The sequence below is a fragment of the Ruegeria sp. E5 genome, from assembly GCF_056534105.1.
This window is the reverse complement of the sequence record NZ_JBQFPA010000001.1, coordinates 34,204-60,496: the sequence shown is the minus strand read 5'-3', so window position 1 is coordinate 60,496 and position 26,293 is coordinate 34,204. Positions and strand designations below refer to the sequence as shown.

Annotated in this window: 31 protein-coding genes; 16 read left to right on the top strand and 15 right to left on the bottom strand. The window is 58.5% G+C overall.

What is annotated here, in order from left to right; translation table 11 throughout:
* Nucleotides 1–14: 14 nt before the first annotated feature.
* The 5 genes from ACR0BI_RS00355 to rpiA form a co-directional block, all read right to left on the bottom strand.
* The gene (locus ACR0BI_RS00355; protein ID WP_170393554.1) at nucleotides 15–209 is read right to left on the bottom strand and encodes a DUF2065 domain-containing protein; all 195 of its coding nucleotides are present in this window, start codon (nucleotides 207–209) and stop codon (nucleotides 15–17) included.
* Nucleotides 209–1,105 (bottom strand): protease modulator HflC, encoded by an 897-nt coding sequence (gene hflC / locus ACR0BI_RS00350; protein WP_170393556.1) that lies wholly within the window; start codon nucleotides 1,103–1,105, stop codon nucleotides 209–211. The genes ACR0BI_RS00355 and hflC overlap by 1 nt, the downstream gene beginning before the upstream one ends.
* Nucleotides 1,105–2,247, bottom strand: coding sequence for an FtsH protease activity modulator HflK (gene hflK, locus ACR0BI_RS00345; RefSeq protein ID WP_170393723.1), 1,143 nt, complete (start codon nucleotides 2,245–2,247; stop codon nucleotides 1,105–1,107). Before hflK ends, hflC begins: the two co-directional genes overlap by 1 nt.
* A 72-nt stretch (nucleotides 2,248–2,319) precedes the next feature.
* Nucleotides 2,320–3,678, bottom strand: coding sequence for a glutathione-disulfide reductase (gene gor, locus ACR0BI_RS00340; RefSeq protein ID WP_170393558.1), 1,359 nt, complete (start codon nucleotides 3,676–3,678; stop codon nucleotides 2,320–2,322).
* Between the two features lie 129 nt (nucleotides 3,679–3,807).
* Nucleotides 3,808–4,593: a ribose-5-phosphate isomerase RpiA gene (gene rpiA, locus ACR0BI_RS00335; RefSeq protein ID WP_480561781.1), complete on the bottom strand. Its 786-nt coding sequence runs from the start codon at nucleotides 4,591–4,593 to the stop codon at nucleotides 3,808–3,810.
* 167 nt (nucleotides 4,594–4,760) lie between these two features.
* Between rpiA and ACR0BI_RS00330 the strand changes: the two genes are divergently transcribed.
* The 4 genes from ACR0BI_RS00330 to ACR0BI_RS00315 are packed head-to-tail and all read left to right on the top strand — an operon-like array spanning nucleotide 4,761 to nucleotide 8,241.
* On the top strand, nucleotides 4,761–5,462 hold the full coding sequence (locus ACR0BI_RS00330) for a glutathione S-transferase family protein (RefSeq protein ID WP_480561783.1): 702 nt from the start codon (nucleotides 4,761–4,763) through the stop codon (nucleotides 5,460–5,462).
* A gap of 1 nt (nucleotide 5,463) precedes the next feature.
* Nucleotides 5,464–6,837: an L-serine ammonia-lyase gene (locus ACR0BI_RS00325; protein ID WP_170393564.1), complete on the top strand. Its 1,374-nt coding sequence runs from the start codon at nucleotides 5,464–5,466 to the stop codon at nucleotides 6,835–6,837.
* 27 nt (nucleotides 6,838–6,864) lie between these two features.
* The gene (locus ACR0BI_RS00320) at nucleotides 6,865–7,281 is read left to right on the top strand and encodes a GFA family protein (RefSeq protein WP_170510657.1); all 417 of its coding nucleotides are present in this window, start codon (nucleotides 6,865–6,867) and stop codon (nucleotides 7,279–7,281) included.
* Nucleotides 7,282–7,326: 45 nt separating this feature from the next.
* A complete protein-coding gene (locus ACR0BI_RS00315; protein WP_223118233.1) occupies nucleotides 7,327–8,241 on the top strand; it encodes a DMT family transporter in 915 nt (304 codons plus the stop codon).
* Here the strand turns inward: ACR0BI_RS00315 and ACR0BI_RS00310 are convergent.
* Nucleotides 8,186–8,893, bottom strand: a complete 708-nt coding sequence (locus tag ACR0BI_RS00310) for a thiamine diphosphokinase (protein ID WP_170510662.1) — start codon at nucleotides 8,891–8,893, stop codon at nucleotides 8,186–8,188. The two genes, ACR0BI_RS00315 and ACR0BI_RS00310, sit on opposite strands and share 56 nt — an antisense overlap.
* Before the next feature lie 120 nt (nucleotides 8,894–9,013).
* On the opposite strand from ACR0BI_RS00310, the gene ACR0BI_RS00305 reads away from it, so the two are divergent.
* On the top strand, nucleotides 9,014–10,702 hold the full coding sequence (locus tag ACR0BI_RS00305; RefSeq protein ID WP_480561785.1) for a hypothetical protein: 1,689 nt from the start codon (nucleotides 9,014–9,016) through the stop codon (nucleotides 10,700–10,702).
* 99 nt (nucleotides 10,703–10,801) lie between these two features.
* Here ACR0BI_RS00305 and ACR0BI_RS00300 read toward each other — a convergent pair whose 3' ends face one another.
* The 6 genes from ACR0BI_RS00300 to nthA all read right to left on the bottom strand — a co-directional run bounded on the left by ACR0BI_RS00300 (nucleotide 10,802) and on the right by nthA (nucleotide 14,958).
* Nucleotides 10,802–11,509, bottom strand: coding sequence for a porin family protein (locus ACR0BI_RS00300; RefSeq protein WP_480561787.1), 708 nt, complete (start codon nucleotides 11,507–11,509; stop codon nucleotides 10,802–10,804).
* Between the two features lie 79 nt (nucleotides 11,510–11,588).
* Nucleotides 11,589–11,831 carry a DUF2842 domain-containing protein gene (locus tag ACR0BI_RS00295; protein WP_170393574.1) on the bottom strand — a complete coding sequence of 81 codons (243 nt, stop codon included), beginning with the start codon at nucleotides 11,829–11,831 and terminating at the stop codon, nucleotides 11,589–11,591.
* Nucleotides 11,831–13,123 carry an adenylosuccinate synthase gene (locus tag ACR0BI_RS00290; RefSeq protein WP_170465502.1) on the bottom strand — a complete coding sequence of 431 codons (1,293 nt, stop codon included), beginning with the start codon at nucleotides 13,121–13,123 and terminating at the stop codon, nucleotides 11,831–11,833. Before ACR0BI_RS00290 ends, ACR0BI_RS00295 begins: the two co-directional genes overlap by 1 nt.
* Before the next feature lie 220 nt (nucleotides 13,124–13,343).
* On the bottom strand, nucleotides 13,344–13,673 hold the full coding sequence (locus ACR0BI_RS00285; protein WP_170404914.1) for a nitrile hydratase accessory protein: 330 nt from the start codon (nucleotides 13,671–13,673) through the stop codon (nucleotides 13,344–13,346).
* Nucleotides 13,670–14,347: a nitrile hydratase subunit beta gene (gene nthB / locus ACR0BI_RS00280; RefSeq protein WP_480561789.1), complete on the bottom strand. Its 678-nt coding sequence runs from the start codon at nucleotides 14,345–14,347 to the stop codon at nucleotides 13,670–13,672. The genes ACR0BI_RS00285 and nthB overlap by 4 nt, the downstream gene beginning before the upstream one ends.
* On the bottom strand, nucleotides 14,344–14,958 hold the full coding sequence (nthA, locus tag ACR0BI_RS00275) for a nitrile hydratase subunit alpha (protein ID WP_170393582.1): 615 nt from the start codon (nucleotides 14,956–14,958) through the stop codon (nucleotides 14,344–14,346). The genes nthB and nthA overlap by 4 nt, the downstream gene beginning before the upstream one ends.
* A 151-nt stretch (nucleotides 14,959–15,109) precedes the next feature.
* On the opposite strand from nthA, the gene secG reads away from it, so the two are divergent.
* The 6 genes from secG to ACR0BI_RS00245 all read left to right on the top strand — a co-directional run bounded on the left by secG (nucleotide 15,110) and on the right by ACR0BI_RS00245 (nucleotide 19,475).
* Nucleotides 15,110–15,478, top strand: a complete 369-nt coding sequence (secG, locus tag ACR0BI_RS00270) for a preprotein translocase subunit SecG (RefSeq protein WP_010439184.1) — start codon at nucleotides 15,110–15,112, stop codon at nucleotides 15,476–15,478.
* A gap of 159 nt (nucleotides 15,479–15,637) precedes the next feature.
* Nucleotides 15,638–17,281: a CTP synthase gene (locus ACR0BI_RS00265; RefSeq protein WP_170421030.1), complete on the top strand. Its 1,644-nt coding sequence runs from the start codon at nucleotides 15,638–15,640 to the stop codon at nucleotides 17,279–17,281.
* 102 nt (nucleotides 17,282–17,383) lie between these two features.
* Nucleotides 17,384–18,160, top strand: coding sequence for an isocitrate lyase/PEP mutase family protein (locus ACR0BI_RS00260; RefSeq protein ID WP_170393586.1), 777 nt, complete (start codon nucleotides 17,384–17,386; stop codon nucleotides 18,158–18,160).
* 71 nt (nucleotides 18,161–18,231) lie between these two features.
* Entirely contained in the window at nucleotides 18,232–18,525 is a 294-nt protein-coding gene (locus tag ACR0BI_RS00255; protein WP_170393588.1) for a DUF1330 domain-containing protein, read from the top strand.
* A 41-nt stretch (nucleotides 18,526–18,566) separates the two neighbouring features.
* Entirely contained in the window at nucleotides 18,567–19,016 is a 450-nt protein-coding gene (locus tag ACR0BI_RS00250; RefSeq protein WP_170393590.1) for a tellurite resistance TerB family protein, read from the top strand.
* Between the two features lie 21 nt (nucleotides 19,017–19,037).
* A complete protein-coding gene (locus tag ACR0BI_RS00245) occupies nucleotides 19,038–19,475 on the top strand; it encodes a tellurite resistance TerB family protein (protein WP_170393592.1) in 438 nt (145 codons plus the stop codon).
* A 31-nt stretch (nucleotides 19,476–19,506) separates the two neighbouring features.
* Here the strand turns inward: ACR0BI_RS00245 and ACR0BI_RS00240 are convergent, their stop codons facing one another.
* Both ACR0BI_RS00240 and ACR0BI_RS00235 read right to left on the bottom strand, forming a co-directional pair.
* Complete coding sequence (locus ACR0BI_RS00240; protein WP_170393594.1) at nucleotides 19,507–20,085, bottom strand: disulfide bond formation protein B; 579 nt, start codon at nucleotides 20,083–20,085, stop codon at nucleotides 19,507–19,509.
* Between the two features lie 9 nt (nucleotides 20,086–20,094).
* The gene (locus tag ACR0BI_RS00235; protein WP_223118239.1) at nucleotides 20,095–20,250 is read right to left on the bottom strand and encodes a DUF5993 family protein; all 156 of its coding nucleotides are present in this window, start codon (nucleotides 20,248–20,250) and stop codon (nucleotides 20,095–20,097) included.
* 366 nt (nucleotides 20,251–20,616) lie between these two features.
* Between ACR0BI_RS00235 and ACR0BI_RS00230 the strand changes: the two genes are divergently transcribed.
* The 4 genes from ACR0BI_RS00230 to ACR0BI_RS00215 all read left to right on the top strand — a co-directional run bounded on the left by ACR0BI_RS00230 (nucleotide 20,617) and on the right by ACR0BI_RS00215 (nucleotide 23,947).
* Nucleotides 20,617–21,393 carry an ABC transporter ATP-binding protein gene (locus ACR0BI_RS00230; RefSeq protein ID WP_170393596.1) on the top strand — a complete coding sequence of 259 codons (777 nt, stop codon included), beginning with the start codon at nucleotides 20,617–20,619 and terminating at the stop codon, nucleotides 21,391–21,393.
* A 33-nt stretch (nucleotides 21,394–21,426) separates the two neighbouring features.
* Nucleotides 21,427–22,176 (top strand): transporter substrate-binding domain-containing protein, encoded by a 750-nt coding sequence (locus ACR0BI_RS00225; protein ID WP_170393598.1) that lies wholly within the window; start codon nucleotides 21,427–21,429, stop codon nucleotides 22,174–22,176.
* Between the two features lie 80 nt (nucleotides 22,177–22,256).
* Nucleotides 22,257–23,144 (top strand): ABC transporter permease, encoded by an 888-nt coding sequence (locus ACR0BI_RS00220; RefSeq protein WP_170393600.1) that lies wholly within the window; start codon nucleotides 22,257–22,259, stop codon nucleotides 23,142–23,144.
* A complete protein-coding gene (locus tag ACR0BI_RS00215; RefSeq protein WP_480561791.1) occupies nucleotides 23,141–23,947 on the top strand; it encodes an ABC transporter permease in 807 nt (268 codons plus the stop codon). Before ACR0BI_RS00220 ends, ACR0BI_RS00215 begins: the two co-directional genes overlap by 4 nt.
* Here ACR0BI_RS00215 and ACR0BI_RS00210 read toward each other — a convergent pair.
* Nucleotides 23,944–24,753 carry a M90 family metallopeptidase gene (locus ACR0BI_RS00210; RefSeq protein ID WP_170404900.1) on the bottom strand — a complete coding sequence of 270 codons (810 nt, stop codon included), beginning with the start codon at nucleotides 24,751–24,753 and terminating at the stop codon, nucleotides 23,944–23,946. The genes ACR0BI_RS00215 and ACR0BI_RS00210 overlap by 4 nt on opposite strands.
* Nucleotides 24,754–24,964: 211 nt before the next feature.
* Between ACR0BI_RS00210 and ACR0BI_RS00205 the strand changes: the two genes are divergently transcribed.
* The gene (locus ACR0BI_RS00205) at nucleotides 24,965–26,284 is read left to right on the top strand and encodes a glutamine synthetase family protein (protein ID WP_480561795.1); all 1,320 of its coding nucleotides are present in this window, start codon (nucleotides 24,965–24,967) and stop codon (nucleotides 26,282–26,284) included.
* The last annotated feature ends 9 nt before the right edge of the window (nucleotides 26,285–26,293 follow it).

Genomic DNA, 26,293 nt, shown 5'->3' with positions numbered 1-26,293 from the left:
GTGAAACCATCGCATCAAAAACCGACCTGATATGCGCCCCACAGCAGCACCAGCCCACTGACCACACAAAGCAGCCCGACCAGCCGCCGCGCCTGTTCCGGCAACGCGCGCAGCGCCTCAAGCATGCGTTCTATAAGCGAAGGGGCCAGCGCATAGGCCAGCCCCTCGACAATCAGTACCAGCCCGAAGGCCAGAAGGATCATGCCCATCACTCAGCGGCCGCAGCTGCCGGTGCCCGACGCCCGGTCGGAGAAGCAAGGTAGTTGAAGAACTCCGAGTCCGGGCTCAGGATCAACGAGCTGTTGCTGCCTTGCAGGGCATTCTCATAGGCGGTCAGCGAACGGTAGAATTCAAAGAACTCCGGATCGGCACCATAGGCTTCGGCGAAGATCGCGTTGCGTTCGGCATCTGCCTCACCGCGAATGATCTCGGCCTCACGGTTGGCGTCCGATACCAGTTCAACCACGGTCCGATCGGCCTGCGCGCGCACACGCTGCGCGGCTTCGTTACCGCGAGCGCGTTCGTCGGTCGCTTCACGTTCACGTTCCGCCTTCATCCGGTCAAACGTCGCCTCAAGGTTGGCCTGCGGCAGATCGGTCGCCTTCAGACGCACGTCGATTACGTTCACGCCCAGCGCACGTGCCTGTGCAATCGCGCTGTTGCGGATACGCAGCATCAGTGCGGCACGATCCGAGCTGAGGATGTCACGGGACGAAACCGAACCCAGCACTTCGCGGGTTTCGGCGCGCAGGATGCGGTCCAGACGATCCTCGGCAACCGGGATACCTCCGACACCAACGGCCTGACGGAACTGTTCCAGATCAGAAATCCGGTAGCGTGCGAAGGCATCGACCACCAGACGACGATCGTCCAGAGGCGTCACTTCCAGCGGCTGAACGTCAATCGACAGGATACGGTCGTCATACCGCACCACTTCCTGAATCAGCGGGATTTTGAATGCCAGCCCCGGATCTTCCTTAACCGCAACAACGCGACCAAATTGCAGAACCAGAGCGCGTTCACGCTCGTCCACGATGAAGATCGAGGACAGAACACCGACAATCGCAAGAAAGATGATCGGCAGAATAAACGTTGTCTTACGCATCAGTTGCTCTCCCCTGCAGGGTTACGGCGCAACTCGTTGAGCGGCAGATAAGGCACAACGCCCTGCCCCGATCCTGTCGAGTTTTCATCCAGAATGATCTTGTCCACGTCACCCAGCACCTGCTCCATGCGTTCCAGATACAGACGTTTGCGGGTCACATCAGGTGCTTTGGAATATTCCTCCAAAACCGCGCTAAAGCGGCTGGCTTCACCCTGTGCACCGTTGATCTGCTGGGCACGATAAGCTTCAGCCTCTTCCAGTACCTGCGCGGCTTCACCACGCGCCTCAGCGAGAACGCGGTTGGCATAGGCGTCAGCGACGTTCTGCAACCTGTCACGCTCCTGCGCGGCGGCCTGAACGTCGCGGAACGCGGCAATCACGTCCTGCGGTGGATCAGCCTTGTCAAAGTTCACACGAACGATGTTCACACCCGAATCGTAGCTGTCCATTGTCTCTTGGATCAGTTCCTGCAGGCGATCAGCAATGATACCGCGATCGCGGTTCAGGATCGGCGCAAGTTCGCTCTGCGCAATAATCTCACGCATCGCCGATTCAGACACGGCGCGGATCGTCTGGCGCGGATCACGCAGGTTGAACAGGAATTTCGCCGGGTCGTTGATGTTCCAGACAACCTGATAGTCGATATCAACCACATTCTCGTCACCGGTCAGCATCAGACCATCGTCGCTGCCACGGGCACCGCCCATGTCTTCGTTCTGTTCGCGGGTGACCGGAATGACCTCGGCGGTCACAAACGGCCAAGGCGCAAAGTTCAGACCCGGATTTCCGACAGCCGAGAACTCACCCAGAAACAGTTCGACAGATTGTTCTTCGGGTTTGACTGTATAAAAGCTTGCTAGCCCCCACAGACCTGCCGCAACCAACAGACCGATCGCAACGGTCCCTTTGGTAAACGCGGGGCCACCGCCGCCGCCCGAACCATTTGTACCACGGCCACCGCCGCCACGACCGCCCATCAGGACGCGCAGCTGTTCCTGGCCCTTTTTCATCAGCTCATCGATCTCGGGGATCTGCGGGCCGTCACCTTCGGGGGGCTTGCGCCCATCCCCGTTATTACCCCGATTTCCTCCGCCTCCGGATGAGCCTCCGCCCCCCCAGGGGCCGCCGCTGTTGCCCGCCATATGTATCTTTTCCCTTGTGTTGGACCGTGTGATCACGGGTTCCCTTGTAACGTGTGTGCGCGCGCTTGCAAATCAAGCCGTGCGCACAGGTTGCCGCATTGTCACCAGTTCTTCGGCCATCACCGGATGAACTGCAACCGTACGGTCGAAATCTTCTTTGGTGGCACCCATCTTTACGGCAATTCCAGCAAGTTGGATCATCTCACCCGCGCCCGGCGCAACGATGTGACAGCCGAGTATTTTCCGCGTCTCTTGCGACACGATCAGCTTCATCAGCACGCGCTGTGTGCCTCCGGCAAACGCCTTCTGCATGGGCTTGAATGAGGTCGCATAAACCTCAATCGGTTCCTGTTCCGCAGCCGCTTCCTCGCTGAGGCCCACAGTACCCATTTCCGGCTGGGTAAAGATCGCGGTCGGGATCAGTTCGTGATCAACGGGCGTTGGGTTGCCTTTAAAGACGGTCTCGACAAAGGCCATGCCTTCGCGGATCGCCACAGGGGTCAGGTTCACCCGATCGGTTACATCACCAATGGCAAATATCGAGGGCACGCCTGTCTGGCTGTACTCATCCACGATGATCTCACCCTTGCGACCGCGCGCGACGCCCAAAGCCTCAAGCCCCAGATCATCCGCATTCGGCGCGCGACCCGTGGCATACATCACAACGTCGAACAGCTGCTCGGAGCCATTTGTGGCCTTCACCCAGATTTTGTCGCCTTGCTTTTTCATCTCAAGCACGTTGGTGCCCAGATGCAGGTCGATGCCGTTCTGGCACATCTCTTCACTGATCAGCCCGCGCGCCTCATCATCAAAGCCCCGCAGAATCTGCGCCCCGCGATAGAACTGAGTCGTTTTGACCCCCATCCCATTCATGATCCCGGCAAATTCACAGGCGATATATCCACCGCCAACGATCAGCATGGATTCGGGCAGTTCCTCCAGGTGGAAAATCTCATTCGAGGTGATCGCAAGATCAGATCCGGGGAACTCGGGTACAACCGGACGACCGCCCGTTGCGACAAGAATATGCTTGGCTGTCTTGCGGGTACCATCAGCCAGTTCCACCGTATGCGGATCAACGACATGGGCGCGCTGGTCGAAACTCTCGACACCATTGTTCTTCAGGATATTGCGGTAGATACCTTCCAACCGATCGAGCTCTGCGTGCAGCTTAACTTTGAAAGTGTTCCAGTTGAACGCACCCGGCTGCATGTCCCAGCCATAAGCCTGCGCGTCCCCGACCGTATCCGCGAACTCGCTAGCGAAAACCATCAGCTTCTTGGGTACACAGCCACGGATCACGCAGGTTCCGCCGTAACGATCCTCTTCCGCCAGAGCCACCTTGGCGCCGTTTTCACCCGCCGCCACCCGTGCCGCGCGAACTCCGCCCGAGCCGCCTCCGATGACGAACAGATCATAGTCAAAGCTCATGTACGAGTTCCTTTTATTCCGCGTGGCCAAAATTCACTGGATATCTGGGCGCAAATCCTGAACTGCCAACCCCTGGCGCGGGAAATAGTGATTTTTCTTCTGCAGTTTATCGCGCTACTTGCCTGATCTTTAGTCCGCCAGATCGGAAAACAGGTTGTCCCCACCGTCACCCAGCATATCGGTCAGGACTGTACCCTCATTGATATCACGCAATTCGACCCGGCCATCGCCATAACCAATGACAACCTTGTCGCAAATATCAATGAACAGCCCATTTTCGACCACACCCGGGATCTGATTCATTACCAGTGCCAATTGGCGGGCATTGCCGATCCGCTTGAGATGCAGGTCCAGAATGTGATTGCCCTCATCTGTAACCTGGGGCGCCTCACCGTTCATGCGCAAAGTGACCGAGGTGCCCAGCACATCCATTGTGTCCAGCGCTTCTTCAATCAGGGTGCGGGTGGTCTGCCAGCCGAACGGGATCACCTCAACCGGCAGAGGGAATGCGCCCAGCGTCTCAACCTCTTTGCCTGCATCCGCGATCACCACCATCTGATCGCTGGCTGTGGCCACAATCTTTTCCTGCAACAGCGCAGCACCACCGCCCTTGATCAGGTTGAACTCGCCATCAAACTCATCCGCGCCGTCGATTGTCAGGTCCAACCAGCCGGCCTGATCCAGCGAGACGACCTCGATCCCTTCTTCCCGCGCCAATTGCGCCGTCGCGGTCGATGTCGGAACGCCCTTGATTTTCAACCCTCCATCGCGCACCCGTTCACCCAGGCGGCGCACCAACCATGCGGCGGTCGAGCCTGTCCCCAATCCCACACGCATCCCGTCCTGAACAAGATCGGCGGCGCGACAGGCAGCAACGTATTTCGCTTTGTCGATGGGCGACAAGTCTCTGGTCATGGCAGCTTCCCCCAAGAATACTGCCAGACTTATACGGAATGCCCCGCGCAACTGCGAGAGGCAAAACACGCCATACCTGTGCTAACATGTCGCTGAAATACGCGTTTCCGATAGGAAACGTCGCAATCAGCCTCTATTGTGATCGCCAGACCCCCTAGATAGTCGCCATGGAATCGCCATACCGCCTGCACTACGCCCCCGACAACGCCTCGCTGGTGATCCGACTGGCGCTGGAAGAGATGGGCCTACCCTATGAGACCATACTGGTCGATCGCGCCCGTGATGCACAGAATAGTGCGGCGTATCGGGCGTTGAATCCGAACAGGCTGATCCCGGTGCTGGAGACGCCCCAGGGTCCGATCTTCGAGACCGCCGCAATCCTGCTGTGGCTGGCTGATACGCATGGGCAATTAGCCCCGACACAGGTCAGCCCTGATCGGGCGGCATTCCTGAAGTGGCTGTTCTTCGCCTCGAATACCCTGCATGCCGATCTGCGAATCCTGTTCTATGCCGAAAAATACATCGCGGCAGATCAAGCCGATACACTACGCTCCGGCATCCACCCGCGGCTGCGGCAGCACCTGAATCTGCTGGATGCTCAAGCCCAAAAAGCGCCCGACTGGTTCAGTGCTGATCACCCTTCAGTCCTGACGATATATGTCGCCTGCATGATGCGCTGGATGGCGCTTTATCCCGCTAAGGCGGACCGCAGCTGGTATCAACTCGCCGACACGCCTTATCTGCAAAAAATCCTGATGCAGCTAGAATCAAACCCGTCGACCCGCGCAGCTATTGCCGCCGAGGGGCTGGGGGTCACTCCCTTCACCTCGCCGACCTACGCCAACCCTCCAGAAGGCTCAGCTACCTGATATGTTTCTCTCTGTCTTCGATATGTTCAAGGTGGGCATCGGCCCATCTTCTTCCCACACCATGGGTCCGATGGTGGCCGCCGCACGATTCCTTGACCTGATGCGCGCCTCACCGTTCGAGTTTTCGGGCCTGCGCGGCTCGTTGCACGGCTCGCTGGCCTTTACCGGCGTCGGCCACGCCACCGACCGCGCTACCATTCTGGGCCTCGCCGGGTTTGTGCCTGACACCTATGACAACGACAAGGCCGAAGCCACACTGGCAGCTATCGCAGAATCCCATACGGTGACACCCGAAGGCCTGCCGACGCTGAGCTTTGATCCCAAAGCCGATCTGATCTTCGACTACGACAACAATCTGCCCGGTCATGCCAATGGTATGATCCTGATGGCCACTGACGCACAAGGCGATGTCATCCTGCGTCAGGTCTACTACTCCATCGGTGGAGGATTTGTTCTTACGGAAGAGGAATTGGCCGAAGGCAAGGCAACTGACGAAGGTGCGCCTGTGCCCTTCCCGTTCAAATCCGCCGCCGAAATGCTGCAAATGGCCAAAGACAACGGTAAAAGCATCGCTCAGATGAAGCGCGAAAATGAGATCGCGCGCGGTTGCGCGGATAGCTTTGCCAAAGGCACCGCGCGTCTTTGGCAGGTCATGAATGACTGCATCGAGCGTGGGCTAAAAACGGATGGCATCCTGCCCGGTGGTCTCAGCGTGCGCCGCCGCGCCAAAGGCATTCACGATGCCCTGCTGGCGGAACGAGGCATGAACCTGAATGCCCCGCATACGATCAACGACTGGATGAGCGTCTACGCCATGGCCGTGAACGAGGAAAACGCAGCCGGTGGGCAAGTTGTCACCGCCCCCACAAATGGCGCGGCAGGCGTGCTGCCATCAGTTCTGCGCTATTACCTCGATCACGTGCCCGGCGCGTCCGAAAGCCATATCGAGGATTTCCTGCTGACCGCCGCCGCCATCGGTGGTCTGGTCAAATTCAACGCTTCGATCTCGGGCGCTGAAGCGGGCTGTCAGGCCGAGGTTGGCAGCGCGTCAGCCATGGCTGCGGCAGGCATGTGCGCCGTGATGGGCGGTACGCCTGAGCAGGTTGAAAATGCCGCCGAGATCGCGTTGGAACACCACCTTGGCATGACCTGCGATCCAGTCGCGGGCCTTGTGCAGGTGCCGTGTATCGAGCGTAACGGATTGGGCGCGATTAAGGCCGTCTCGGCGGCCTCGCTGGCCCTGCGTGGCGACGGCAAGCACTTTATGCCTTTGGACGCGGCCATTGAAACTATGCGCCAGACCGGCGAGGATATGCACGAGAAATACAAAGAAACATCTTTGGGCGGGTTGGCCGTCAACGTGCCGAACTGCTGATCTGACAGCAAGAACAAGTGGGGTGACATGCGCGGACACTGCCTGTGCGGCAAGATTGGATACGAGGTTGATCCTCCGGTTCTGTCCTGTGTCACCTGCCATTGTGACAGCTGCCGTCGCCAATGCGCCGCTCCGATGACCACCTATTTCGGCGTGCGCGACGGCAATTGGCGCTGGATCGGGGAAGAACCGAAACGCTTCAACTCCTCCCCCGGGGTCGAGCGCAGCTTTTGTCCCCATTGCGGCACACCGATATCCTTCCGGTCGACGGTGATGTCGGATGTGATGCATCTCTACGTCGCGACACTGGAAAATCCCGAAGTACTCAGCCCGACCTTGCATGTCGCGCACGAGGAAAAGCTTAGCTGGCTGCAGCTTGGTGACGGCCTGCCCACCTGCATCGGCCCGGATTACACCAAAGTCCAACCCCTGCCCGACACCTGAGATCAGAGCTTCCCCCTGTGCCGCTAAAGCGCTAGCGTCGCGCACATGACTCAGGATCGTCCCGTTCTCGGCATCATTTTGATGCTCGGTTTTTGCGTGCTCGCACCGCTGGGTGACGGGATGGCAAAGCTGTTGGGTGAAACCACAGCTTTGGGACTGCTGGTACTGGTGCGGTTTGCTGTTCAGGCGATGATCCTGATCCCACTGATCGCGATGACCGGCAAGCCATGGAAGATGATGCCGCGCGTTTTGCGCCTGACGATGATCCGCACCCTTCTGCACATCATTGGTATCGCAGCGATGTTCACAGCGCTGCAATATATGCCGCTGGCCGATACCGTGGCCATCGCCTTTGTAATGCCCTTCATCATGCTGCTTTTGGGCAAATACGTACTGGGCGAACAGGTCGGCCCCCGACGTCTGGTCGCCTGTGTCGTGGGATTCATCGGCACCTTGCTGGTCATCCAACCCAGCTTTGCACAAGTGGGCGCGCCCGCCTTGCTGCCCCTGATCGTTGCGGTGGTCTTCGCCCTGTTCATGCTGGTTACGCGGCAGATCGCCAAGGAAACGGACCCGGTTGCGCTGCAGGCTGTATCGGGGGCCATGGCAACCGCCTTTTTGCTGCCGATTGTCCTGCTGGGTTCCCAGATCGGCCTGCCCGCAATGTCCCTGACAATGCCCACTGGCGAGACACTCTGGCTGCTGCTGGGAATCGGTGTGCTGGGCACCGTGGCGCATCTACTTATGACATGGTCTCTGCGCTATGCGCCGTCTGCGACTTTGGCCCCGATGCAATATCTAGAGATTCCGGTCGCCACCCTGATCGGCTGGCTGATCTTCCACGATCTGCCAAACGGGCTGGCCGCGCTAGGCATCGGCATCACAATCGCGGCCGGGCTCTACGTTATCCTGCACGAGCGGGCCAACGCTCGGTCCGGCCCGACTGAAACGCCTGCATGACCTGATCCAACGCCGCGCGCGGCAGGATCGTCAGCAACCCGGGTCCATCGACCTCAAGCGTTAGCGCTCCTAGCGCTCGGTTTGAGGTTCCGACCTGCCCGTCCGGTTCTAGCACCAGATCATCAATCGGCCATTCCAGCCCCTCGCTGCGACCGGTCACCCGCCGTAGCGGAAACAATGAAACCGTGTCTCCTGCCGTGAGCTCCAGACTGATCCTGGGTGGCGCATGAAAGACAATTTCTCGTGCACCCAACAGGACACAAGGCCGATCCTGCAACCGAACCAGAGTATTGAACGCCACCAACTGATGATCCACCCGCGCGCCCAGAAATCCTGCTGCCAGCACCACAGGCGCATCCATATTGCGCAGCGCCTTGTCAAAATCGGTGCTGTTCTGCTCGGATATCCGGAACAACCGATCCTTGGGAATCCGGGCCCGATATTCTGCCGTAATCGAGTCCAAATCGCCGATCACTGCGTCCGGCATCCGTCCCGAATCAATCAACGCAGCCGCACCGCCATCCGCCGCAACGGCAGAATTGACGCGATTTAGCACCAGATTCACATCCTCTGAACAGATTTCGCCCCCACCAAACAGCCCGATTGGCCCGCCAGAGCGAACAATTGCCCCATTTTCCACAAGATTGACCATATTTTCCAGTTTTGGACATAATGAAACCACAAAATGATAGCTTCATGGCTAGAGTTTCGAGTCGGTTGCCCCTGCTGTGTCTGGTAGTCGACCTGGTAGTTTGTAAAGGACATGCGTCTGATGGTACAGAACAACAAGGTACTCACCGTTTCATACGGCACCTTCTCGTGCACCCTCGAAGGCTTTGACGATTCATTTGAAACAATGAAGGCGATCGCCGAGTATTTCCGGGACCTTGCAGCGGATGACCGATACTTCGGATCGGAACCCCCTCAGCCTGACGCCGAGATGCTGACCCGGATCGCACAGCGGGACGCCGCACAGAAGGTTGAAGCCAGCCAGAACGAGACCGGCCTGTTGCTGCGCGCAACGGAAACCGCCCCGGTTGCAGCACCGACCCCCGCTGCAATTGCGCCAGCCACAGCACCTGAACCTGTTCAGCCTGTCGCGGATGTTGTTCCCCCTGCTCCGTCTGCTCCGCAATCCGAAGATGCTCCCGCCGCTGACAGTATCGCAGCCAAGCTGCAGCGAATCCGGGCTGTTGTTTCGCATTCCGATGCTGCCCCTGCCGGATACTCTGAAGACGAAGACGTCAGCTATCTGCAGCCCGTGAAGCCAAAGGCCGATGCAATTTCTGCCGCTTTTGAGTCCGGCGCGCTGAGCCCGACCGATCTGGAAGACACTGCTACGGACGACGCTCCGGCAACGGCCCCGCAGGTCGAACAGCCTGCCGAACCCGAGCAAATGGCAACGATCGCTGAGCTGCCCGTTCAGGACGAAGAACCACTCGCGCCTGCCGCCATCAAGCAGGACGAAGTCGAAGCAGCCCCGATCATCTCACCGGCGATCACTGCCGAACTTGAAGACGAGGACGAAGCGCCCGAACAGCCGGCAGCCGATGTCACGGACAAGGACGTGTTGTTCTCGGACCTCGACGACGACCCTGAAACTGAAGACGAAGGCCCGTCAAACATTCTGAATGGCCAGGACGACACCGACGAAGACGACACCGACGAAGATGAAACATCACCGGATCTTACCGGCCTCACCCATGGCGTCATCTCGGCCGAGGATGAGGCGCTGCTGCTTGACGAAATGGCGCTGGTAGAAACCGAGCTGGCGGCAAACACGACGGCTGAGCTGCCCGATATGACGGGTCTGGATCAGGACGTCTCGCGCCTGATGGACGAAGCGGGCGCCCATATGGATGATCCTGCCACCAGCGGCCAGCGCGAAACATATTCTCACCTGCGCACTGCCGTTGCTGCAACCGAAGCAGACCGCGAAGATGGCGCAGACAAATCTCAGACCCCCGAGGATGATTATCGCGGTGATCTGGCCTCGGTCGTCAATCCACGCCGACCCGAGATCGAGGTCACCAGTGAACGCCCCACCCCGGATGCTGCCGCACCATTGAAACTGGTGGCTGAACAGCGGGTGGATACCGAAACGGCTGACACCGGCCCGGTGACACCGCGCCGTGTCACCTCGGCGGACGAGGAAACTGCAGATGAAGAAGGTGGTTTTGCAGCCTTTGCGCAAGAACAGGGTGCCCAATCACTACTCGACCTGCTGGAAGCTGCCGCGGCTTATCTGTCCTTCATCGAAGGTCAGGAGCAGTTCTCGCGTCCACAGCTGATGAACAAAGTTCGCTCGCTCAAGCAGGACTCGTTTAACCGCGAAGAAAGCTTGCGCTCATTCGGTCAGTTGCTGCGGGACGGCAAAATCGAAAAGGCCGGAGGTGGCCGTTTCGCCGCCTCAACCCAAATCGGGTTCCGCCCGAACGACGACGAGCGTGCCGCTGGCTGACACCAAGATCCCCCCAATACCCCCTCAAGACAAAATTGGGCCAGAGGAAACTCTGGCCCTTTTTCGTTCCGTGGCTGGCAGCCAAAAAGCCAATCAAGTTCAGAAGTTGAACGCCAGCGCCACGTAAGGGCCGGTCAGGATCAGATCAATCACATCGCGCCCGTCTTCAAACTCAACATCCAGATGGCGATACCCGCCCGCAACGTTGATATTCTCACGCCAATTCCAACTAGCCTGCACCAGCGCCTCCCACTGGAATTCCGAGCCATAACCGAAGCCGCCGATATTGCCCATCGCTGTGAGGCTCCAGCGATCATTCAACGCGTAGTTATAGCGTGCGCCGATCAACGGGTCGGTCCAGCTTTGATCTGTGCTGAAGGTGCGATCCAGCACGGTGGTCGAAACATCCAGGTCCCAATGGCGCAGCCCGGCCAACGCTTCCAACCGTGACCGATCATCCTGATAGACCGCATAGCTGGCCGCCAGTGAGACCATCGTGCCCTCAAGATCCCAACTGGCTGCATCGTCAAACCGACCGACCGAGACATCGTCACCCAAATTGAGATAATTGAACTCACCACCAATGGTCCAACGCCCATTTCGGGCCTGACCAGCGATCAGGAACGCGCCCTTCAGAATGTCGAAGATCGAGGTATCCCCGTTCACCGGCGGGTTTGGTCCCACGTTCAGTGAGGTTCTGAATTCCGGCCCCCAGAAATAAGGCGCAATGGTATAGCGCCAATCATCGGCCTGAGCGCTGCTCGCGATACATGTTGTGGTAACCGCCGCTAATACCCGGTTTTTCATGCCCTATCTGCCTCTGGTTGCCGCGAAAGAAAGTCGCAAACATCGTGCCACGCAGAAGACACCAAGACAATCGGGCGGCTTAGCTTTGATCTTGATCCGGGTCCTCTTTGCCCACCCCGCGGAAGACAAATTTGAACGGCAACGCCCAGACAATGCCAAGCGCGACATATACCAGAAGTTCCAGCCAGATCGGCGGGCGATCCAACCAGTTCACGATTGTCACAACCGCAACGATATAGATGGGGAGCCCGATCAGCAGCAGCACCAATGACCACCGCCGACGTGCCTTATAGCTGAGGCCGGGTTTGTCGTTGCTGCTCATCAATCTGCAAACGGGTCGGTCACCAGAATGGTGTCCTCCCGCTCCGGGCTGGTGGACAAAAGGGCGACCGGACATTCGATCAATTCCTCGACGCGGCGCACGTATTTGATCGCGTTCGCAGGCAAGTCTGCCCAACTGCGCGCGCCTTCGGTGGATTCGCTCCAGCCCGGCATCTCTTCGTAAATCGGCGTGCAACGTGCTTGCTGGTCGGCGGCGGTCGGCAGATAGTCCAGACGATTGCCATCCAGCTCATACCCGACACAAATTTTCAGCGTCTCGAACCCGTCCAACACATCCAGCTTGGTCAGGGAGATGCCGTTCACACCGCTGGTCGCGCAGGTTTGGCGTACCAGACAGGCATCGAACCAACCACAACGGCGTTTGCGCCCCGTCGTGGTGCCGAACTCATGCCCCCGTTCGCCCAGGCGTTGGCCATCTTCGTCGTCTAATTCGGTTGGGAAAGGCCCCTCACCCACGCGGGTCGTGTACGCCTTGACGATGCCCAAAACGAAGTCGATCGAACCCGGCCCAATCCCAACGCCTGTCGAGGCCTGGCCCGCAATCACATTCGACGATGTCACAAACGGATAGGTCCCGAAATCGATATCCAGCAGCGCACCCTGTGCGCCTTCGAACAGGATTCGCTTGCCTGCCTTGCGCTTCTCGTTCAGCACCTTCCACACCGGTGCTGCGAAAGGCAAAATCTGCGGCGCGATCTCTTTCAACTGCGCAATCAACGCGTCACGATCAATAGGTTCCAACCCTAGCCCATTGCGCAGCGCATTGTGATGGACCAGAGCCCGATCGACCCGCAGCGCCAGCGTCGCATCATCAGCCAGATCAGCCACCCGGATTACACGCCGACCAACCTTGTCTTCATAGCATGGACCGATCCCGCGACCGGTCGTGCCGATCTTGGCCACCGAGTTCTGGCTTTCGCGCGCACGATCCAGCTCGCCATGGAACGGTAGGATCAGCGGGGTGTTCTCGGCAATCATCAGCGTCTCGGGCGTGATATCGACACCCTGCGCGCGGATGGTACCGATCTCTTTGATCAGGTGCCAAGGGTCCAGAACGACCCCATTACCGATCACGCTCAGCTTTCCACCGCGTACGACGCCCGAAGGTAGCGCATGCAGTTTGTAAACCTCACCCTCAATGACCAGCGTGTGCCCGGCATTATGTCCACCCTGAAAACGCGCGATCACATCCGCTCGCTCACTGAGCCAGTCGACGATCTTGCCTTTTCCTTCGTCGCCCCACTGGGCGCCGACAACAACCACGTTGGCCATATCCGGTCCTTTTGCGCTGAATATTCAAACCCGGCTCATATAGCCGGGCACAGACGGCAGGGAAACCGATATTTCGCCGCAGATACAAATCGTGCTGCGCGCGATGCCTCCGGCGGAGGTGTTTTTGGCCAGATGAAGAGCGGATCCCCTGCTTCATCTGGCCAAAAGTACCTCGGGGGAGTCGCCCGGACGGGCGGCGGGGGCAGCGCCCCCTCTGCTTTTAGCGCAATTGTACGGGATGACCGTGGGGTGTTGTCAGGTAAGCCTCTTCCCATGCATTGCGAAGATCCTGGACATCATCAGTGGGCGCTTCCCCCTGCTCAGCCAGCAGCGCCTCCAAGGTCTCTAACCAAGCGTGAAAGTAATCGTCCCCACCATCCAGATCTTTTTTGAGGCCGTTCCGTTTCAAAGTATTGGAAAACCGTTCCGCCCAGTCCGGCCAATCAAACCGGCCCGCTTCGTTCAAGGCCACTGTGACCGCAAAAACCTGCGCGTGCCAGGGCTCGGCAAAAACCGGCTCGGGGGCCGAGTGAGTGATACAATCGCTCATGCGGGCTCCAAATAAGACTGCCAGAGGTCCAGCACGACTTCATCCGCCGGATGCTCGGGGTTTGCCCAAAGTTCTGAGGCGGGAAACACGACCGCATATAGCGGCTCGGGGGCTTCACCCAACCCATGGGCGTTGGAATCCGGCAGGACATGAGTGCCATGCAGCCTGAGGATGCGACCCGTTGCACCCGCGGCATAGATCGGCAACCGGGTGTGGCCGCCATCAACCAGTCGATTGGCGCTCTGGCTCAAGGTTCGGACTGCTTGTTCGGCTTGAAACCGAACTTCGACGTTCGACGGGCGATCTGCGGGTCCACCTTTGGCCAAAGCGCCTGCGACGGCGTCAGCCATCAGGGTACGCTCAGTCAGAGGATGAACACCATCCCCGTCAACACCGCGCAAATCATCAAGCGTCAGGACACCCTTTTCGACCAGAAGATCAGCCAGACCAGACATCCATTTCTCATAGTAAGAAAACCGCGCGTAGTCCGTAGGAGACAACCTTTCCCGCGCGTGACGTGAGACATCGATATTCCATTGCCCCAGAAACCCCGCAGCGAGCGTTACCGCCAGCGCCCGACCGTGCCAGTCTTCGGCAAACACCGGCGCGTCTTCGGGTTCCGGGTTCACCGGACCATCACCAAAGCGCCCTCCCATATCATGGACCCGCGTCATGACGGCACCTTGGGTAGCCCAGTGCCGATCATGCTGTCGCGGGTGACCAGCGCCGCCAATTCGTCCGCGTTCAATCCTTCTGTGCCCTCTGGGCGCATCGGCAGGACGAGGTAACGAATTTCGGCCGTCGAATCCCAAACGCGGACCGAAGTGCCTTCGGGCAAGGTAACGCCAAACTCAGACAGGACCTTGCGCGGCTCTCGCACGGCGCGGGCGCGGTAAGCGTCAGATTTGTACCAGCCGGGTGGAATTCCTAGCAGCGGCCACGGGTAACAGCTGCACAAGGTGCAGACGACCATGTTGTGCTGTTCAGGCGTGTTCTCGACGACCACCATATGCTCACCCTGACGACCGTAAAACCCCAGATCGGCCACGACCGATGTGGCGTCCGCCAGCAGCGCGGCTCTGAAATCGGGATCACTCCAAGCCTTGGCAACAACATGCGCGCCGTTCTGTGGACCTATCTTGTTCTGATAAGTATCGATGATTTCATCCAGCGCTGCAGGATCAATCAGACCCTTGCGGGTCAGAATTGTCTCAAGCGCTTTGACGCGCAGCGCGGGTTCGGGAGGCAACAGGGCGTGCGGGTGGTCGTGATCATCATGTGGCATGAGGCGCAGCCTGCGCGACAGAACAGCGCTCTGTCCAGTCTCTTTGGTGTGATATGAAACATCACCGCACGTGATGCCAACTCGTGACTTGCCCCCGCTGGCAAACTTGCATAAGTACCACGCGATACACGCCACGCTGTACAGGACCACCATGGAAAACGTCGTTCTCATCATCCACCTTCTTCTGGCCTTGGGCCTGATTGTCGTTGTGCTGATGCAACGTTCCGAAGGCGGCGGCCTTGGGATGGGTGGCGGTGGCGGCGGGGCCATGACGGGCCGCGCGGCAGCAACGGCGTTGGGCAAGCTGACATGGATCCTGGCCGCGTGCTTTATCGTCACCTCGATCACGCTGACGATTCTGGCGGCCCAGAAATCTTCTGGCAGCTCGGTGATTGACCGTTTGGGCGTGCCTGCCCCGGCCCCGGCTGAGGAAAGCGCTCCGGCAGTCCCATCGGCAGATGAATTGTTGCCGCCGGCGCAAGGCGACAATGCTCCGCTGATCCCGCAGGCGGCCGACTAAGCCACAAAACCTAGAAAATCATAAGGGAACTGCAACAGCATCTTGCGGTTCTCTTGCGCTATGTGCGCGAATCCTTTATACGTGAAGTCCCGTGATGCAGCGGTTTTTTCGAACCGCCGGGCAGCTAATAATGACGTCTCACGGGAGCAGCCGAAAAACATGGCGCGTTTTATTTTCATCACTGGTGGTGTGGTTTCGTCCTTGGGCAAAGGACTGGCTTCGGCGGCGTTGGGATCGCTGTTGCAGGCCCGGGGATATTCGGTGCGTCTACGCAAGCTGGACCCCTATCTAAACGTCGATCCGGGCACCATGTCGCCCTTCGAACATGGCGAAGTATTCGTCACCGATGACGGCGCTGAAACCGATCTGGACCTTGGTCATTACGAACGCTTCACCGGTGTGGCGGCACGCAAGACCGACTCGGTCAGCTCGGGGCGGATTTATTCCAATGTGCTGGAGAAAGAGCGCCGTGGAGATTACCTCGGCAAAACCATTCAGGTGATCCCGCACGTCACCAATGAGATCAAGGATTTCATCGCGATTGGCGAGGATGAAGTTGATTTCATGCTCTGTGAAATCGGCGGCACCGTAGGTGATATTGAGGGCCTGCCCTTCTTTGAAGCGATCCGCCAGTTCAGTCAGGACAAGCCGCGCGGTCAGTGTATCTTCATGCACCTGACGTTGCTGCCCTATATCAAAGCCTCGGGCGAGTTGAAAACCAAGCCGACCCAGCATTCGGTGAAAGAGTTGCGCTCGATCGGTCTAGCCCCCGACATTCTGGTCTGCCGGTCCGAGGGACCGATTCCAACCAAAGAACGCGAAAAGCTGGCCCTTTTCTGCAATGTCCGCCCTGACAGCGTGATTGCCGCACAAGACCTCAGCACCATCTACGACGCCCCGCTGGCCTATCACCGTGAAGGTCTGGATCAGGCGGTTCTGGACGCATTCCAGATCAGCCCGGCCCCCAAGCCCGATCTGGCCAAATGGGAAGACGTCAGCGACCGCATCCACAACGCCGAAGGCGAAGTGAAAGTAGCCATCGTCGGCAAATACACCCAGCTTGAAGATGCCTACAAGTCAATTGCCGAGGCCCTGACCCATGGCGGCATGGCCAACCGCGTCCGCGTCAAGATCGAGTGGGTCGATGCCGAGGTGTTTGACAACGAAGACGCCGCACCTCATCTGGAAGGCTTCCACGCCATCCTGGTCCCCGGCGGCTTTGGCGAGCGTGGGACAGAAGGCAAGATCAAGGCCGCTCAATATGCGCGTGAACACAAAGTGCCCTATCTGGGCATCTGTCTGGGCATGCAGATGGCCGTGATCGAAGCCGCACGCAACGCGGCGGGAATCACCGAAGCCGGGTCCGAGGAATTCGACCACGAGGCTGGCAAAAAGCGTTTTGAACCCGTTGTTTACCACCTGAAAGAATGGGTGCAGGGCAACCACAAGGTCGAACGCAAAGTCGGAGACGACAAGGGCGGCACCATGCGTTTGGGCGCCTATAATGCGGTTCTGGCCGAAGGCTCGAAGGTCGCGGAAGTCTATGGCGGCACCCAGATTGAGGAACGCCACCGTCACCGCTACGAGGTCGACATCAAGTACCGCGACAAACTGGAAAAGGCAGGCCTGAATTTCTCGGGCATGTCCCCGGATGGTCGCCTGCCGGAAATCGTCGAATGGTCGGATCACCCATGGTTTATTGGTGTTCAGTATCACCCGGAACTGAAATCCAAACCCTTCGACCCGCACCCCCTGTTCCGCGAATTCGTGCGCGCCGCGAAAGACACCTCGCGTCTGGTCTGATCACGGGCCGATAACAGATTTGTACCAGTCGGCGCGAAATATCTTTACGCGCCGGCGGTTTGCACGGTTAACTGCCGCCATAGCAGCGACAGGAGACCGGCCATGACCGATCAGATTACCCAAGCAGAAACATTTGCCGCCCTGCACAAGAAGGGTGATCCGGTCATCCTCTATAACATTTGGGACCCCGGCAGCGCCGTCGCTGTACGCGATGCAGGGGCCAAAGCGCTGGCGACTGGCAGTGCTCCGGTCGCGATGGCGCAGGGGTTTTCGGACGGCCAGAACATCCCGTTTGAGTTGGCGTTAGACAACGCTCGCCGCATTGTCGAGGCGGTTGATATACCGGTCACCATGGACCTCGAAGGCGCTTATGCCGAGGATACTTTTGGCATATCGGCCAATGTCAAACGCGCGCTGGAAACCGGTGTAATCGGCTTTAACTTCGAAGATCAGGTCGTTGGAACTAAAGATCTTTATGACATCGAAACACAGGCAGCGCGTGTCGCTGCGATGCGCGAAAGCTGTGACGTGGCCGGTGTTCCCGCCTTCATCAACGCCCGCACTGACATCTTCCTCAAAGCCGCTCCGGACACGCATGATCAAGCGATGCTGGATGACGCCATGGCCCGCGCGGCCGCCTACGCCGATGCCGGAGCCAGCGGGTTCTTCGCGCCGGGCCTGAAAGACGAATCCATGATCGGCCAGCTTTGCGCGGCCACCGACCTGCCGGTCAACATCATCGCCCTGCCCGGCACGCCTGACACGCCGACGCTGGCGAAACTCGGCGTGGCCCGGATCAGCTATGGCCCGGTTCCCTATCGGCAAATGACCGCTTGGTTACAGGATTCAGCACGCGCCGCGCTGCAATCCGGTGGATGATCCACTTTTAGGGGATTGCATTTCAACCTGTTCCTCCGCACCTTGCATCCGATACCAGCGGAGGACACCTTGTGGCCAAAGGATACTGGGTTGCCCATGTCGATGTAGACGACATTGAAACCTACAAATCTTACATTGCTGCCAATGCGGCCCCATTCGCCGATTACGGGGCCAAGTTTCTTGTACGCGGCGGCGAGAGGAGCGAGCCTGAAGGCAAGGCTCGCGCCCGCACAGTTGTCATCGAATTTCCCAGCTATGAACAGGCGCTGGCCTGCTATGAAAGCGATGCCTATCAAGCCGCCAAGGCCTTGCGCGATCCGGTTTCGACCGGCGATCTTGTGATTATTCAGGGCTATGAGGGCTAGCACCGCTTGGCGCGCCTCGAATTACGGAATATCCTGCCGATATGTTGAAAAAATTCTTCCAGGCCTTTCGGCCGCCGCAACATGACAAACTGCCCGATCCTGATGCCGAACTGGCCCTGGGGGCATTGCTGGTACGTGTCGCGCAGGCCGACCGCGACTACAAGCTGGAAGAGATCAGCCTGATCGACCGCATTCTTGCGCGACTTTACCAGCACAATGCGATCGAGGCCGCCAAGGTCCGCGCCACCTGCGAAAAATTGCACGCAGCTGCTCCGGAAACAGATACATTCGGCAAACTGATCCGCGAAACCACCGATCTTCAGGAACGCTTGGCCGCGCTTGACGCCCTGTGGGAGGTCGTGCTGGCCGATGGCAACTCGGACGAGGGCGAGGTCAAGATCGTCGAAGAAGCCCGCATTGCCATGGGCCTCAGCTTCAACGACAGCAAAGCGGCACGCGAGCGGATACAAAGCCGCTTGGAAGCGACCTAGGCTATCTCTATATAAACGCTTATGTTCAGTGATTTCCTGTCCCGGCTCACGCAGCCGCAGCCCGACCCGCTTGTCGAAGATGATGCCCGTCTGGCCCTCACCGCCCTGTTGGTGCGTATCGCTCGGTCCGACAACGACTATGCCGATACCGAAATGGCCCGAATCGACCGCATCTCGGCCGAACGCTACGGCCTGTCGCCATTTGAGGCCGCAGCCCTGCGCGCCCGAGCCGAAGACCTTGAAGCCGAGGCGCCCGACACCGTCCGCTTTACTCGCGCCATCAAAGAGGCGATCGCCTATGACGACCGCCTGGCCGTTGTGCAGGCCATGTGGTCGGTCGCACTGGCGGATGGGCACCGCAGCGGTGAAGAGGATTCTCTGCTACGCCTTGTCGTCAGCCTGCTCGGCGTGAGCGATGTGGATTCGGCGCTTGCAAGACAAAAGGCGGCGAAGGTCTGATCAACCGGCAAGCCTTTGGGCGTTGTCAGCGCTATGAATCGCTGCCTTCAAGCTCATTCAGAAACTTGTAGTCTGTCGGCGGATCGTCACAGATGCCGGGCCCACACTCCAAAAGCGCCGAACCAGCGTTCGCGACGGCCAATGCCAAAATCAGGAAAAACGCTGTTTTGGCCAATGTACTTCCTCCGAAGCGTTCGGTTGCCCGAACGTCCGACGCAAGATCATACTGCTTCTCGAATACCAGCATGATTGCGGTGCCAAGGATGATCAAACCAAAGGCAACTCCCGCCCAGGTATAGAAGTGTAGGCCCAGAACCGGGGAGCCGTAGTGCCCTGTTCCGGGCACGATATGCAGCAGAATCTGCCGGATCGAAACACTGATCCCAAAGATCGCCGCCACCAGCACGATGCCATAGTTTCTGGCGCGCGTACCCCACAACAGGTTAAGAGCAAGCCCGAACCCAACGGCCACGAATCCCACGCGTTGGAGCAAACATAACGGACAGGGCAGTTCGTAAAGGACAAGCTGAAAGTAGAAGGCAAGCACCAGAACCAGGCAAACCGCCAGTGCACCAATCGCATTCATGTTACGAGCAAATTCAGGTGACATTGGACGACCTCACAGTTGAATCGTTAAGGGGGTCGTGGCGTGAAACTTCAGCCAGTAGGCACTAGCCAAAAGCGTCAGCACGAACAATGCGTATGAAATTCTGACCAGCTTAAAGTATGCCAGCACCATCGTGCCGGCGAACAATGCAAATAATAGCGCGATCACAAGAAGCCCCTTACGTGAATTGAATTCGTATATTTCAATCTTTAACTCAAAACGAATTATTCCCAAATTCAAACAGTTTTGGTGATTGGATCAAGCCAGTTCAATAATTTTGGTTTCGCTGAGGATCACCTCGGTTGATCCGGAATCCTGTGACCTGAATCTCTGGGCCGCAATCAAGAGATTGATCTGGCTGACCTGTCGATAATGGTGCATCGAGTCACAGAATGCGCCCAACAAACTGACAGTTTAGACAGCGCGACCGCCCGATTTGGCAATTTCGCTGCGTGAACTTGTCAATTGCGCATTGCATTAGCCCGATTTTTCAGCCCTATTACCGCACCAACACCAATCATATCTGGACTGCCCGTGACAGACGCCGCTCCCGTCATTGAGATCAAGAACCTGCACAAAAGCTTTGGCCAACTCGAGGTGCTCAAGGGCGTGGACATCACCGCGCATCGCGGCGACGTCGTGTCGCTGATCGGATCATCCGGTTCGGGGAAGTCTACCCTGCTGCGCTGCTGCAATCTGTTGGAAGACAGCCAAGAGGGCGAGATTCTGTTCAAAGGCGAGCCCGTCCGTTGGACTGGCAGCCACAATCATCGCCGTCCCGCCGATCCCAAGCAGGTGCTGCGCATCCGCACAAATCTGTCGATGGTGTTCCAGCAGTTCAATCTGTGGGCCCATATGACCATCCTGCAGAATGTGATGGAGGCTCCGGTCACTGTCATGGGCCGCGACAAGGCCGAGGTCGAAGACAGCGCGCGCAAATATCTGGAGAAGGTCGGCATCGGCGACAAATGCGACGTTTATCCGGCGCAACTATCGGGCGGACAGCAACAACGCGCCGCAATCGCACGTGGGCTGTGCATGGAACCTCAGGCGCTGCTGTTTGACGAACCGACCTCAGCGCTCGATCCCGAACTGGAACAGGAAGTGATCAAAGTGATCAAGGATCTGGCCGCAGAAGGCCGCACCATGATCATCGTGACTCATGACATGAAGATGGCTGCGGATATCTCCAGCCACGTTGTGTTCCTGCATCAGGGCCTGATCGAAGAAGAGGGTTCAGCCGAAGACATTTTCACTGCCCCTGAATCCGAACGGCTTCAGGGCTTTCTCTCCGCCACTCAGGCGGCTTAACCAACGGACAGAACCAATAAAGGGGAGTAACTCATGAAAAACCTGATTCTGACCACCGCAGCGCTGGCGTTGACCGCCGGTATCGCAATGGCCGAAACTGTGCGCATGGGCACCGAGGGCGCCTACCCTCCGTACAACTTCATCAATGATGCTGGTGAGATCGACGGCTTCGAGCGTGAAGTCGGTGACGAGCTGTGCAAGCGCGCCGGTCTGGAGTGCGAATGGGTCAAGAATGACTGGGATTCGATTATTCCGAACCTGGTTTCGGGCAACTACGATACCATCATCGCCGGCATGTCGATCACTGACGAACGCGATGAGGTCATCGACTTCACCCAGAACTACTACCCGCCGACCGCCTCAGCTTACGTAGCTGCTTCAGATGGCGCTGACACGAAAGGTGGCATCGTCGCTGCACAGACCGCAACCATTCAGGCCGGTCACGTTGCTGAATCCGGCGCGACTCTGGTCGAATTCGCCACCCCCGAAGAAACCATCGCCGCCGTACGCAACGGCGAAGCGGATGCTGTGCTGGCGGACTATGACTTCTTGGTCCCGATTGTTGAGGAATCCGGTGGCGAGCTGGTCTTTGTCGGCGATCTTGTCCCGCTGGGCGGTGGCATCGGCATGGGCCTGCGCGAGAGCGACGCAGAACTGCGCGGCAAGTTCGATGACGCGATTTCGTCCATGAAGGCAGACGGCACGCTCAACGAGATGCTTGTCAAATGGTTTGGCGAAGGTATCGCAACCTACAACACAGACGGTTCGGTCGTAACCAACTAAGCCCTCCGTCCAATTGTCCGGCGCGTGCGCGCGCCGGACCTGCCGGACCTGAGACCGGCCAGACGTTCGAAAGACGCCTTATGTTCTCCTACTGCGCTGATCCTGACACGCTGGGCACGTTCCGCTGGTTCTCGTGCTATCTGACCAATGGCGTCCACTGGTCGTTCTACTTGTCGTTCTTCAAGGTGCTGGGTCTGCTGGCCGTCACCGCCCCGGTCGCCCTGAGCTTCGGTTTTGCCGGCGCTATGGCAGCGCGATCGCATTTCCCGCCGCTTAGCTGGCTGGGTAAGGCCTATATCGCCATCGTGCGTGGCGTGCCTGATATCGCTTTCTTTCTGTTCTTCGTGATCGCTCTGGATCAGGGCTTTGAATGGCTGCGCCATAAAGTGCTCTGCCCCGAATGGACCGATCCGGTGCGGCAGGGCAACGACTTCATCGTCTGTCAGGCCGCCAAGCTGCCGCTGGGCACTGCACCCGAATGGGTGCATGAAACCTACGGCTTCTTCCTTGCCGTCGTCACATTCTCTATCGTGTTCGGCGCGTTTGCCGCCAACGTCCTGTTCGGCGGCATGCGGGCTGTACCACACGCCCAGCTTGAGACGGCCGCAGCCTACGGCATGACACGCCGCCAGACCTTTTGGCGTATCCTGGTGCCGCAAATGTGGGTCTACGCCCTACCTGGCCTATCGAACCTGTGGATGGTGCTGATCAAGGCCACACCACTGCTTTTCTTGCTGGGCATCGAAGATATCGTCTATTGGGCTCGCGAGTTGGGTGGCACAAAAACATCCCGCTTTACCGATTACCCTCATGGCGACTGGCGCATGTGGTACTTCCTCGCCCTGCTGATCTTCTACCTCGGCATGACCCGCGTCTCGGAAATCGGGCTTGAGAAACTGATGCGCCGCCTGTCCCATGGTCAGGCCACATCGGGCGGAGAGCTTCTGCGCAAGGAGACCACCGCATGAGCTGCATCCAGACCATTCAAGATTACGGCCTCCGTTCGCTGGGCTTCGGGGAACGCCTGCTGCCCAAAACCGATTTCACCCTCTGCGAGCACTTCACGCTGATCGGCTCGGGCATGATCTGGAATATCTATTTCGGGATCATGGCGATGGTCACGGGGTTCTTCCTCGCCACCGCGTTGGCCGCCGGCAAAGCCTCGTCGAATAAATGGCTGCGTAAACCGTCCGAGTGGTTCATCTTTTTGTTCCGCGGCTCGCCGCTGTTCATCCAGTTCTTCTTTGCCTATTTCTTCTTCCTTTCGCTGAAGAAGCCCTATCCGATGTTCGACGCCTTCACCTCGGCCTGGCTGGGGGCGCTGATCGTGCTGTTCCTGAATACTTCCGCCTATTCGGGCGAGATCTTCTATGGCGCCCTTCGTTCAATCCCCAAGGGCGATATCGAAGCCGCCGACGCCTATGGCATGTCCGGTTGGTCGCGCTTCCGACGTATCGTTTGGCCCACAATGCTGCGGCTGGCGTGGCCCGCCTATACGAACGAAGCGATCTTTGTCTTCCAGTCCACCACACTGGTCTTCTTCTCGGCCTTCCCGGCCTGGCAACAACGGGGCGACGCGCTCTACTACGCCAGCTACTTCGCGGACAAGACGTTCAACCCGTTCATCCCCTACCCGATTCTGGCGTTCTATTTCATCCTGCTGACGCTGGTCATCGTTTGGGGCTTCGGAAGGGTCAACAAACGCCTGAACCGCCATCTACCTGCCGAGCGGAAAGCCAAGATGCGCTTCCGACTAAATCTGGCGCGCTAAGCCCACTCCACCGGGTTCAGCCGGAACAGTTTCGAAAGCTGCTCATAGACCTCAGGCACCTCGTGCTTCAGCGCCTTCGGGCGCTCAAAGAACACTTCAACCGAAACGGCAAAGAACTCTTCATGCCCGGTCGCGCCATACGGATCGATGACTGTCCGCCGTCCGCTTTCAACCGCGTGAACATGCGCGTCATAGGCGGTCAGGAATACCTTTTCCCATTCGGCAAAGCTCTGCCCTTCACTCAGGATCGGTACGCCATTTGTACCCCCGGACAGATCATCGATCTGATGCGCAAATTCATGCAGCACTACGTTCTGCCCGTCGCGATCATCCAGAGCGCCCTGCTGGCTGTGTGCCCATGATAAAATGACCGGTCCGCGATCCCAGCTTTCCCCGGTCCGCACGATCTCTTTCTCTGACACAACATAGCCCGAGCGCCGCTGCTGCTTTGACTTGAACGCATTGGGATAGATCAGAATGGTCGTCAGATTGTCATACCAAATGTCGCTATTGATCACGAGCAAACAGGCCTGCGCCGCAATCGACAGCTCCATCTCCTCAGTCACTTCCAACCCGTCGCAGCCGTAGAAGCTCACTTGATCCAGAAACAGGTTCACCTTGCCATCCAAGTGGCTGCGCAGCCCGGCGGGCAGCCGCCGGATGATGGGAACTTGCTGATCAATGATGTCCTGTTGATCCGAGGTCAGACGCGTCGCCAACAGCGCCGCGCGGGCCTGTCTCTTGGACCAGACGTAATAGCCGACCCCGCCTGCGATCAGTAACACTATGGTAAGAAAGATGAACATATATGAGACTATAGGCATCGCTACGTCCGGCACAATCGGGCACCTGAATGTTGTACAACTCGGAAGCCAGCGGTCTCGACCACTGTACAAGTCGGTTGATTTTCAACATCGCGCCCCACCGCAAGCGACGCCTGTTCGTAATTTGATCAAATTTCGTGACAAGACGCTAATCCTGATTTAAACCTCTCGTGACTAGACCACGGAGCCCCCAATGGACCTGAGCGCCCTGCATACATTCCGCGTCGCCGCCTGTGACCTCAACGGTCAGATGCGTGGCAAACGCGTGCCGCCCTCATACGGTGCCAAGTTGGACAAAGGCGCCGTGCGCATGCCGTTCTCTGCGCTCAATGTCGATCTCTGGGGCGCTGATATCGAAGGCAGCCCGCTTGTCTTCGAAAGCGGTGATGCAGATGGTGTGTTGCGCCCCACCGGGCGTGGTCCGGTTCCCATGCCCTGGCTTGATACACCCACCGCGCTGGTGCCCATGTGCCTGTACCACGATGACGGCACGCCTTTTGCGGGCGATCCGAGACACGCGCTTTCTGCGGTTCTAGATCGATTTTCCGAACGGGGCTGGTCGGTCATCGCCGCCACCGAACTCGAGTTCACTCTGCTTGACGCCTCAGGCGACCAACCGCAGCCTCCGATCAACCCGGTCACGCGCCGCAGGCTGCGGGACGAAGCCGTTCTGTCGATGGCCGAAATGGACGCGTTTGATGCGTTCTTCACCGACCTCTATGATGGTTGCGCCGCTATGGGTATTCCTGCTCAGACTGCAATATCTGAAAGCGGGATCGGTCAGTTCGAGATCAATCTGAACCATCAGGACGCCATGCGCTGCGCCGATGATACGTGGCTTTTCAAGACCTTGGCGCGTGGCATGGCCCGCAAGCATGGCTTCACAGCAACCTTCATGTCCAAGCCCTATGCCGAGGATGCGGGCAACGGGATGCATGTGCATTTCTCGGTCGTCGATGTCGATGGACGCAATGTCTTCGATGACGGAGGGGCCGAGGGAACCGATGAACTGCGCTCGGCGGTTGCCGGATGTCTGACCGCGATGCCCGGCTCTACGCTGATCTTCGCTCCTCATGGCAATTCTTACACGCGCCTGGTGCCTGGTGCCCACGCACCCACCGGAGCAAGCTGGGCCTATGAAAACCGCACAGCGGCCCTGCGCATTCCGGGTGGTGCCCCTGCCGCCCGACGGATCGAACATCGCGTTGCTGGCGGTGACATCAACCCCTATCTCATGCTGGCCGCAGTTCTGGGCGCGGCAATGGTTGGGATCGAGGATGGCCTGCGACCGCCCAGCCCGATTTCGGGCAATGCCTATGAGTTGACGGATCTGCCGCAGCTGGCAGCCGACTGGCCGTCGGCCATCTCTGCTTTCGAAACTGACCCGTTAGTTGCGCGCATTTTCCCGGACGATCTGATCCGCAACCTGGTAATGACCAAACGGCAGGAAATTGCACGATTCGCGTCCCACCCCCCTGACGAGCACTGGCTCAGCTATCTTGAGAGCGTTTGAACCTCTTGC

Coding starts and splice junctions, on each gene's coding strand:
- ACR0BI_RS00355 (WP_170393554.1), bottom strand. CDS start 209: ATGGGCATGATCCTTCTGGCCTTCGGGCTGGTACTGATTGTCGAGGGG.
- hflC (WP_170393556.1), bottom strand. CDS start 1,105: ATGCGTAAGACAACGTTTATTCTGCCGATCATCTTTCTTGCGATTGTC.
- hflK (WP_170393723.1), bottom strand. CDS start 2,247: ATGGCGGGCAACAGCGGCGGCCCCTGGGGGGGCGGAGGCTCATCCGGA.
- gor (WP_170393558.1), bottom strand. CDS start 3,678: ATGAGCTTTGACTATGATCTGTTCGTCATCGGAGGCGGCTCGGGCGGA.
- rpiA (WP_480561781.1), bottom strand. CDS start 4,593: ATGACCAGAGACTTGTCGCCCATCGACAAAGCGAAATACGTTGCTGCC.
- ACR0BI_RS00330 (WP_480561783.1), top strand. CDS start 4,761: ATGGAATCGCCATACCGCCTGCACTACGCCCCCGACAACGCCTCGCTG.
- ACR0BI_RS00325 (WP_170393564.1), top strand. CDS start 5,464: ATGTTTCTCTCTGTCTTCGATATGTTCAAGGTGGGCATCGGCCCATCT.
- ACR0BI_RS00320 (WP_170510657.1), top strand. CDS start 6,865: ATGCGCGGACACTGCCTGTGCGGCAAGATTGGATACGAGGTTGATCCT.
- ACR0BI_RS00315 (WP_223118233.1), top strand. CDS start 7,327: ATGACTCAGGATCGTCCCGTTCTCGGCATCATTTTGATGCTCGGTTTT.
- ACR0BI_RS00310 (WP_170510662.1), bottom strand. CDS start 8,893: ATGGTCAATCTTGTGGAAAATGGGGCAATTGTTCGCTCTGGCGGGCCA.
- ACR0BI_RS00305 (WP_480561785.1), top strand. CDS start 9,014: ATGGTACAGAACAACAAGGTACTCACCGTTTCATACGGCACCTTCTCG.
- ACR0BI_RS00300 (WP_480561787.1), bottom strand. CDS start 11,509: ATGAAAAACCGGGTATTAGCGGCGGTTACCACAACATGTATCGCGAGC.
- ACR0BI_RS00295 (WP_170393574.1), bottom strand. CDS start 11,831: ATGAGCAGCAACGACAAACCCGGCCTCAGCTATAAGGCACGTCGGCGG.
- ACR0BI_RS00290 (WP_170465502.1), bottom strand. CDS start 13,123: ATGGCCAACGTGGTTGTTGTCGGCGCCCAGTGGGGCGACGAAGGAAAA.
- ACR0BI_RS00285 (WP_170404914.1), bottom strand. CDS start 13,673: ATGAGCGATTGTATCACTCACTCGGCCCCCGAGCCGGTTTTTGCCGAG.
- nthB (WP_480561789.1), bottom strand. CDS start 14,347: ATGACGCGGGTCCATGATATGGGAGGGCGCTTTGGTGATGGTCCGGTG.
- nthA (WP_170393582.1), bottom strand. CDS start 14,958: ATGCCACATGATGATCACGACCACCCGCACGCCCTGTTGCCTCCCGAA.
- secG (WP_010439184.1), top strand. CDS start 15,110: ATGGAAAACGTCGTTCTCATCATCCACCTTCTTCTGGCCTTGGGCCTG.
- ACR0BI_RS00265 (WP_170421030.1), top strand. CDS start 15,638: ATGGCGCGTTTTATTTTCATCACTGGTGGTGTGGTTTCGTCCTTGGGC.
- ACR0BI_RS00260 (WP_170393586.1), top strand. CDS start 17,384: ATGACCGATCAGATTACCCAAGCAGAAACATTTGCCGCCCTGCACAAG.
- ACR0BI_RS00250 (WP_170393590.1), top strand. CDS start 18,567: ATGTTGAAAAAATTCTTCCAGGCCTTTCGGCCGCCGCAACATGACAAA.
- ACR0BI_RS00245 (WP_170393592.1), top strand. CDS start 19,038: ATGTTCAGTGATTTCCTGTCCCGGCTCACGCAGCCGCAGCCCGACCCG.
- ACR0BI_RS00240 (WP_170393594.1), bottom strand. CDS start 20,085: ATGTCACCTGAATTTGCTCGTAACATGAATGCGATTGGTGCACTGGCG.
- ACR0BI_RS00225 (WP_170393598.1), top strand. CDS start 21,427: ATGAAAAACCTGATTCTGACCACCGCAGCGCTGGCGTTGACCGCCGGT.
- ACR0BI_RS00220 (WP_170393600.1), top strand. CDS start 22,257: ATGTTCTCCTACTGCGCTGATCCTGACACGCTGGGCACGTTCCGCTGG.
- ACR0BI_RS00215 (WP_480561791.1), top strand. CDS start 23,141: ATGAGCTGCATCCAGACCATTCAAGATTACGGCCTCCGTTCGCTGGGC.
- ACR0BI_RS00210 (WP_170404900.1), bottom strand. CDS start 24,753: ATGTTCATCTTTCTTACCATAGTGTTACTGATCGCAGGCGGGGTCGGC.
- ACR0BI_RS00205 (WP_480561795.1), top strand. CDS start 24,965: ATGGACCTGAGCGCCCTGCATACATTCCGCGTCGCCGCCTGTGACCTC.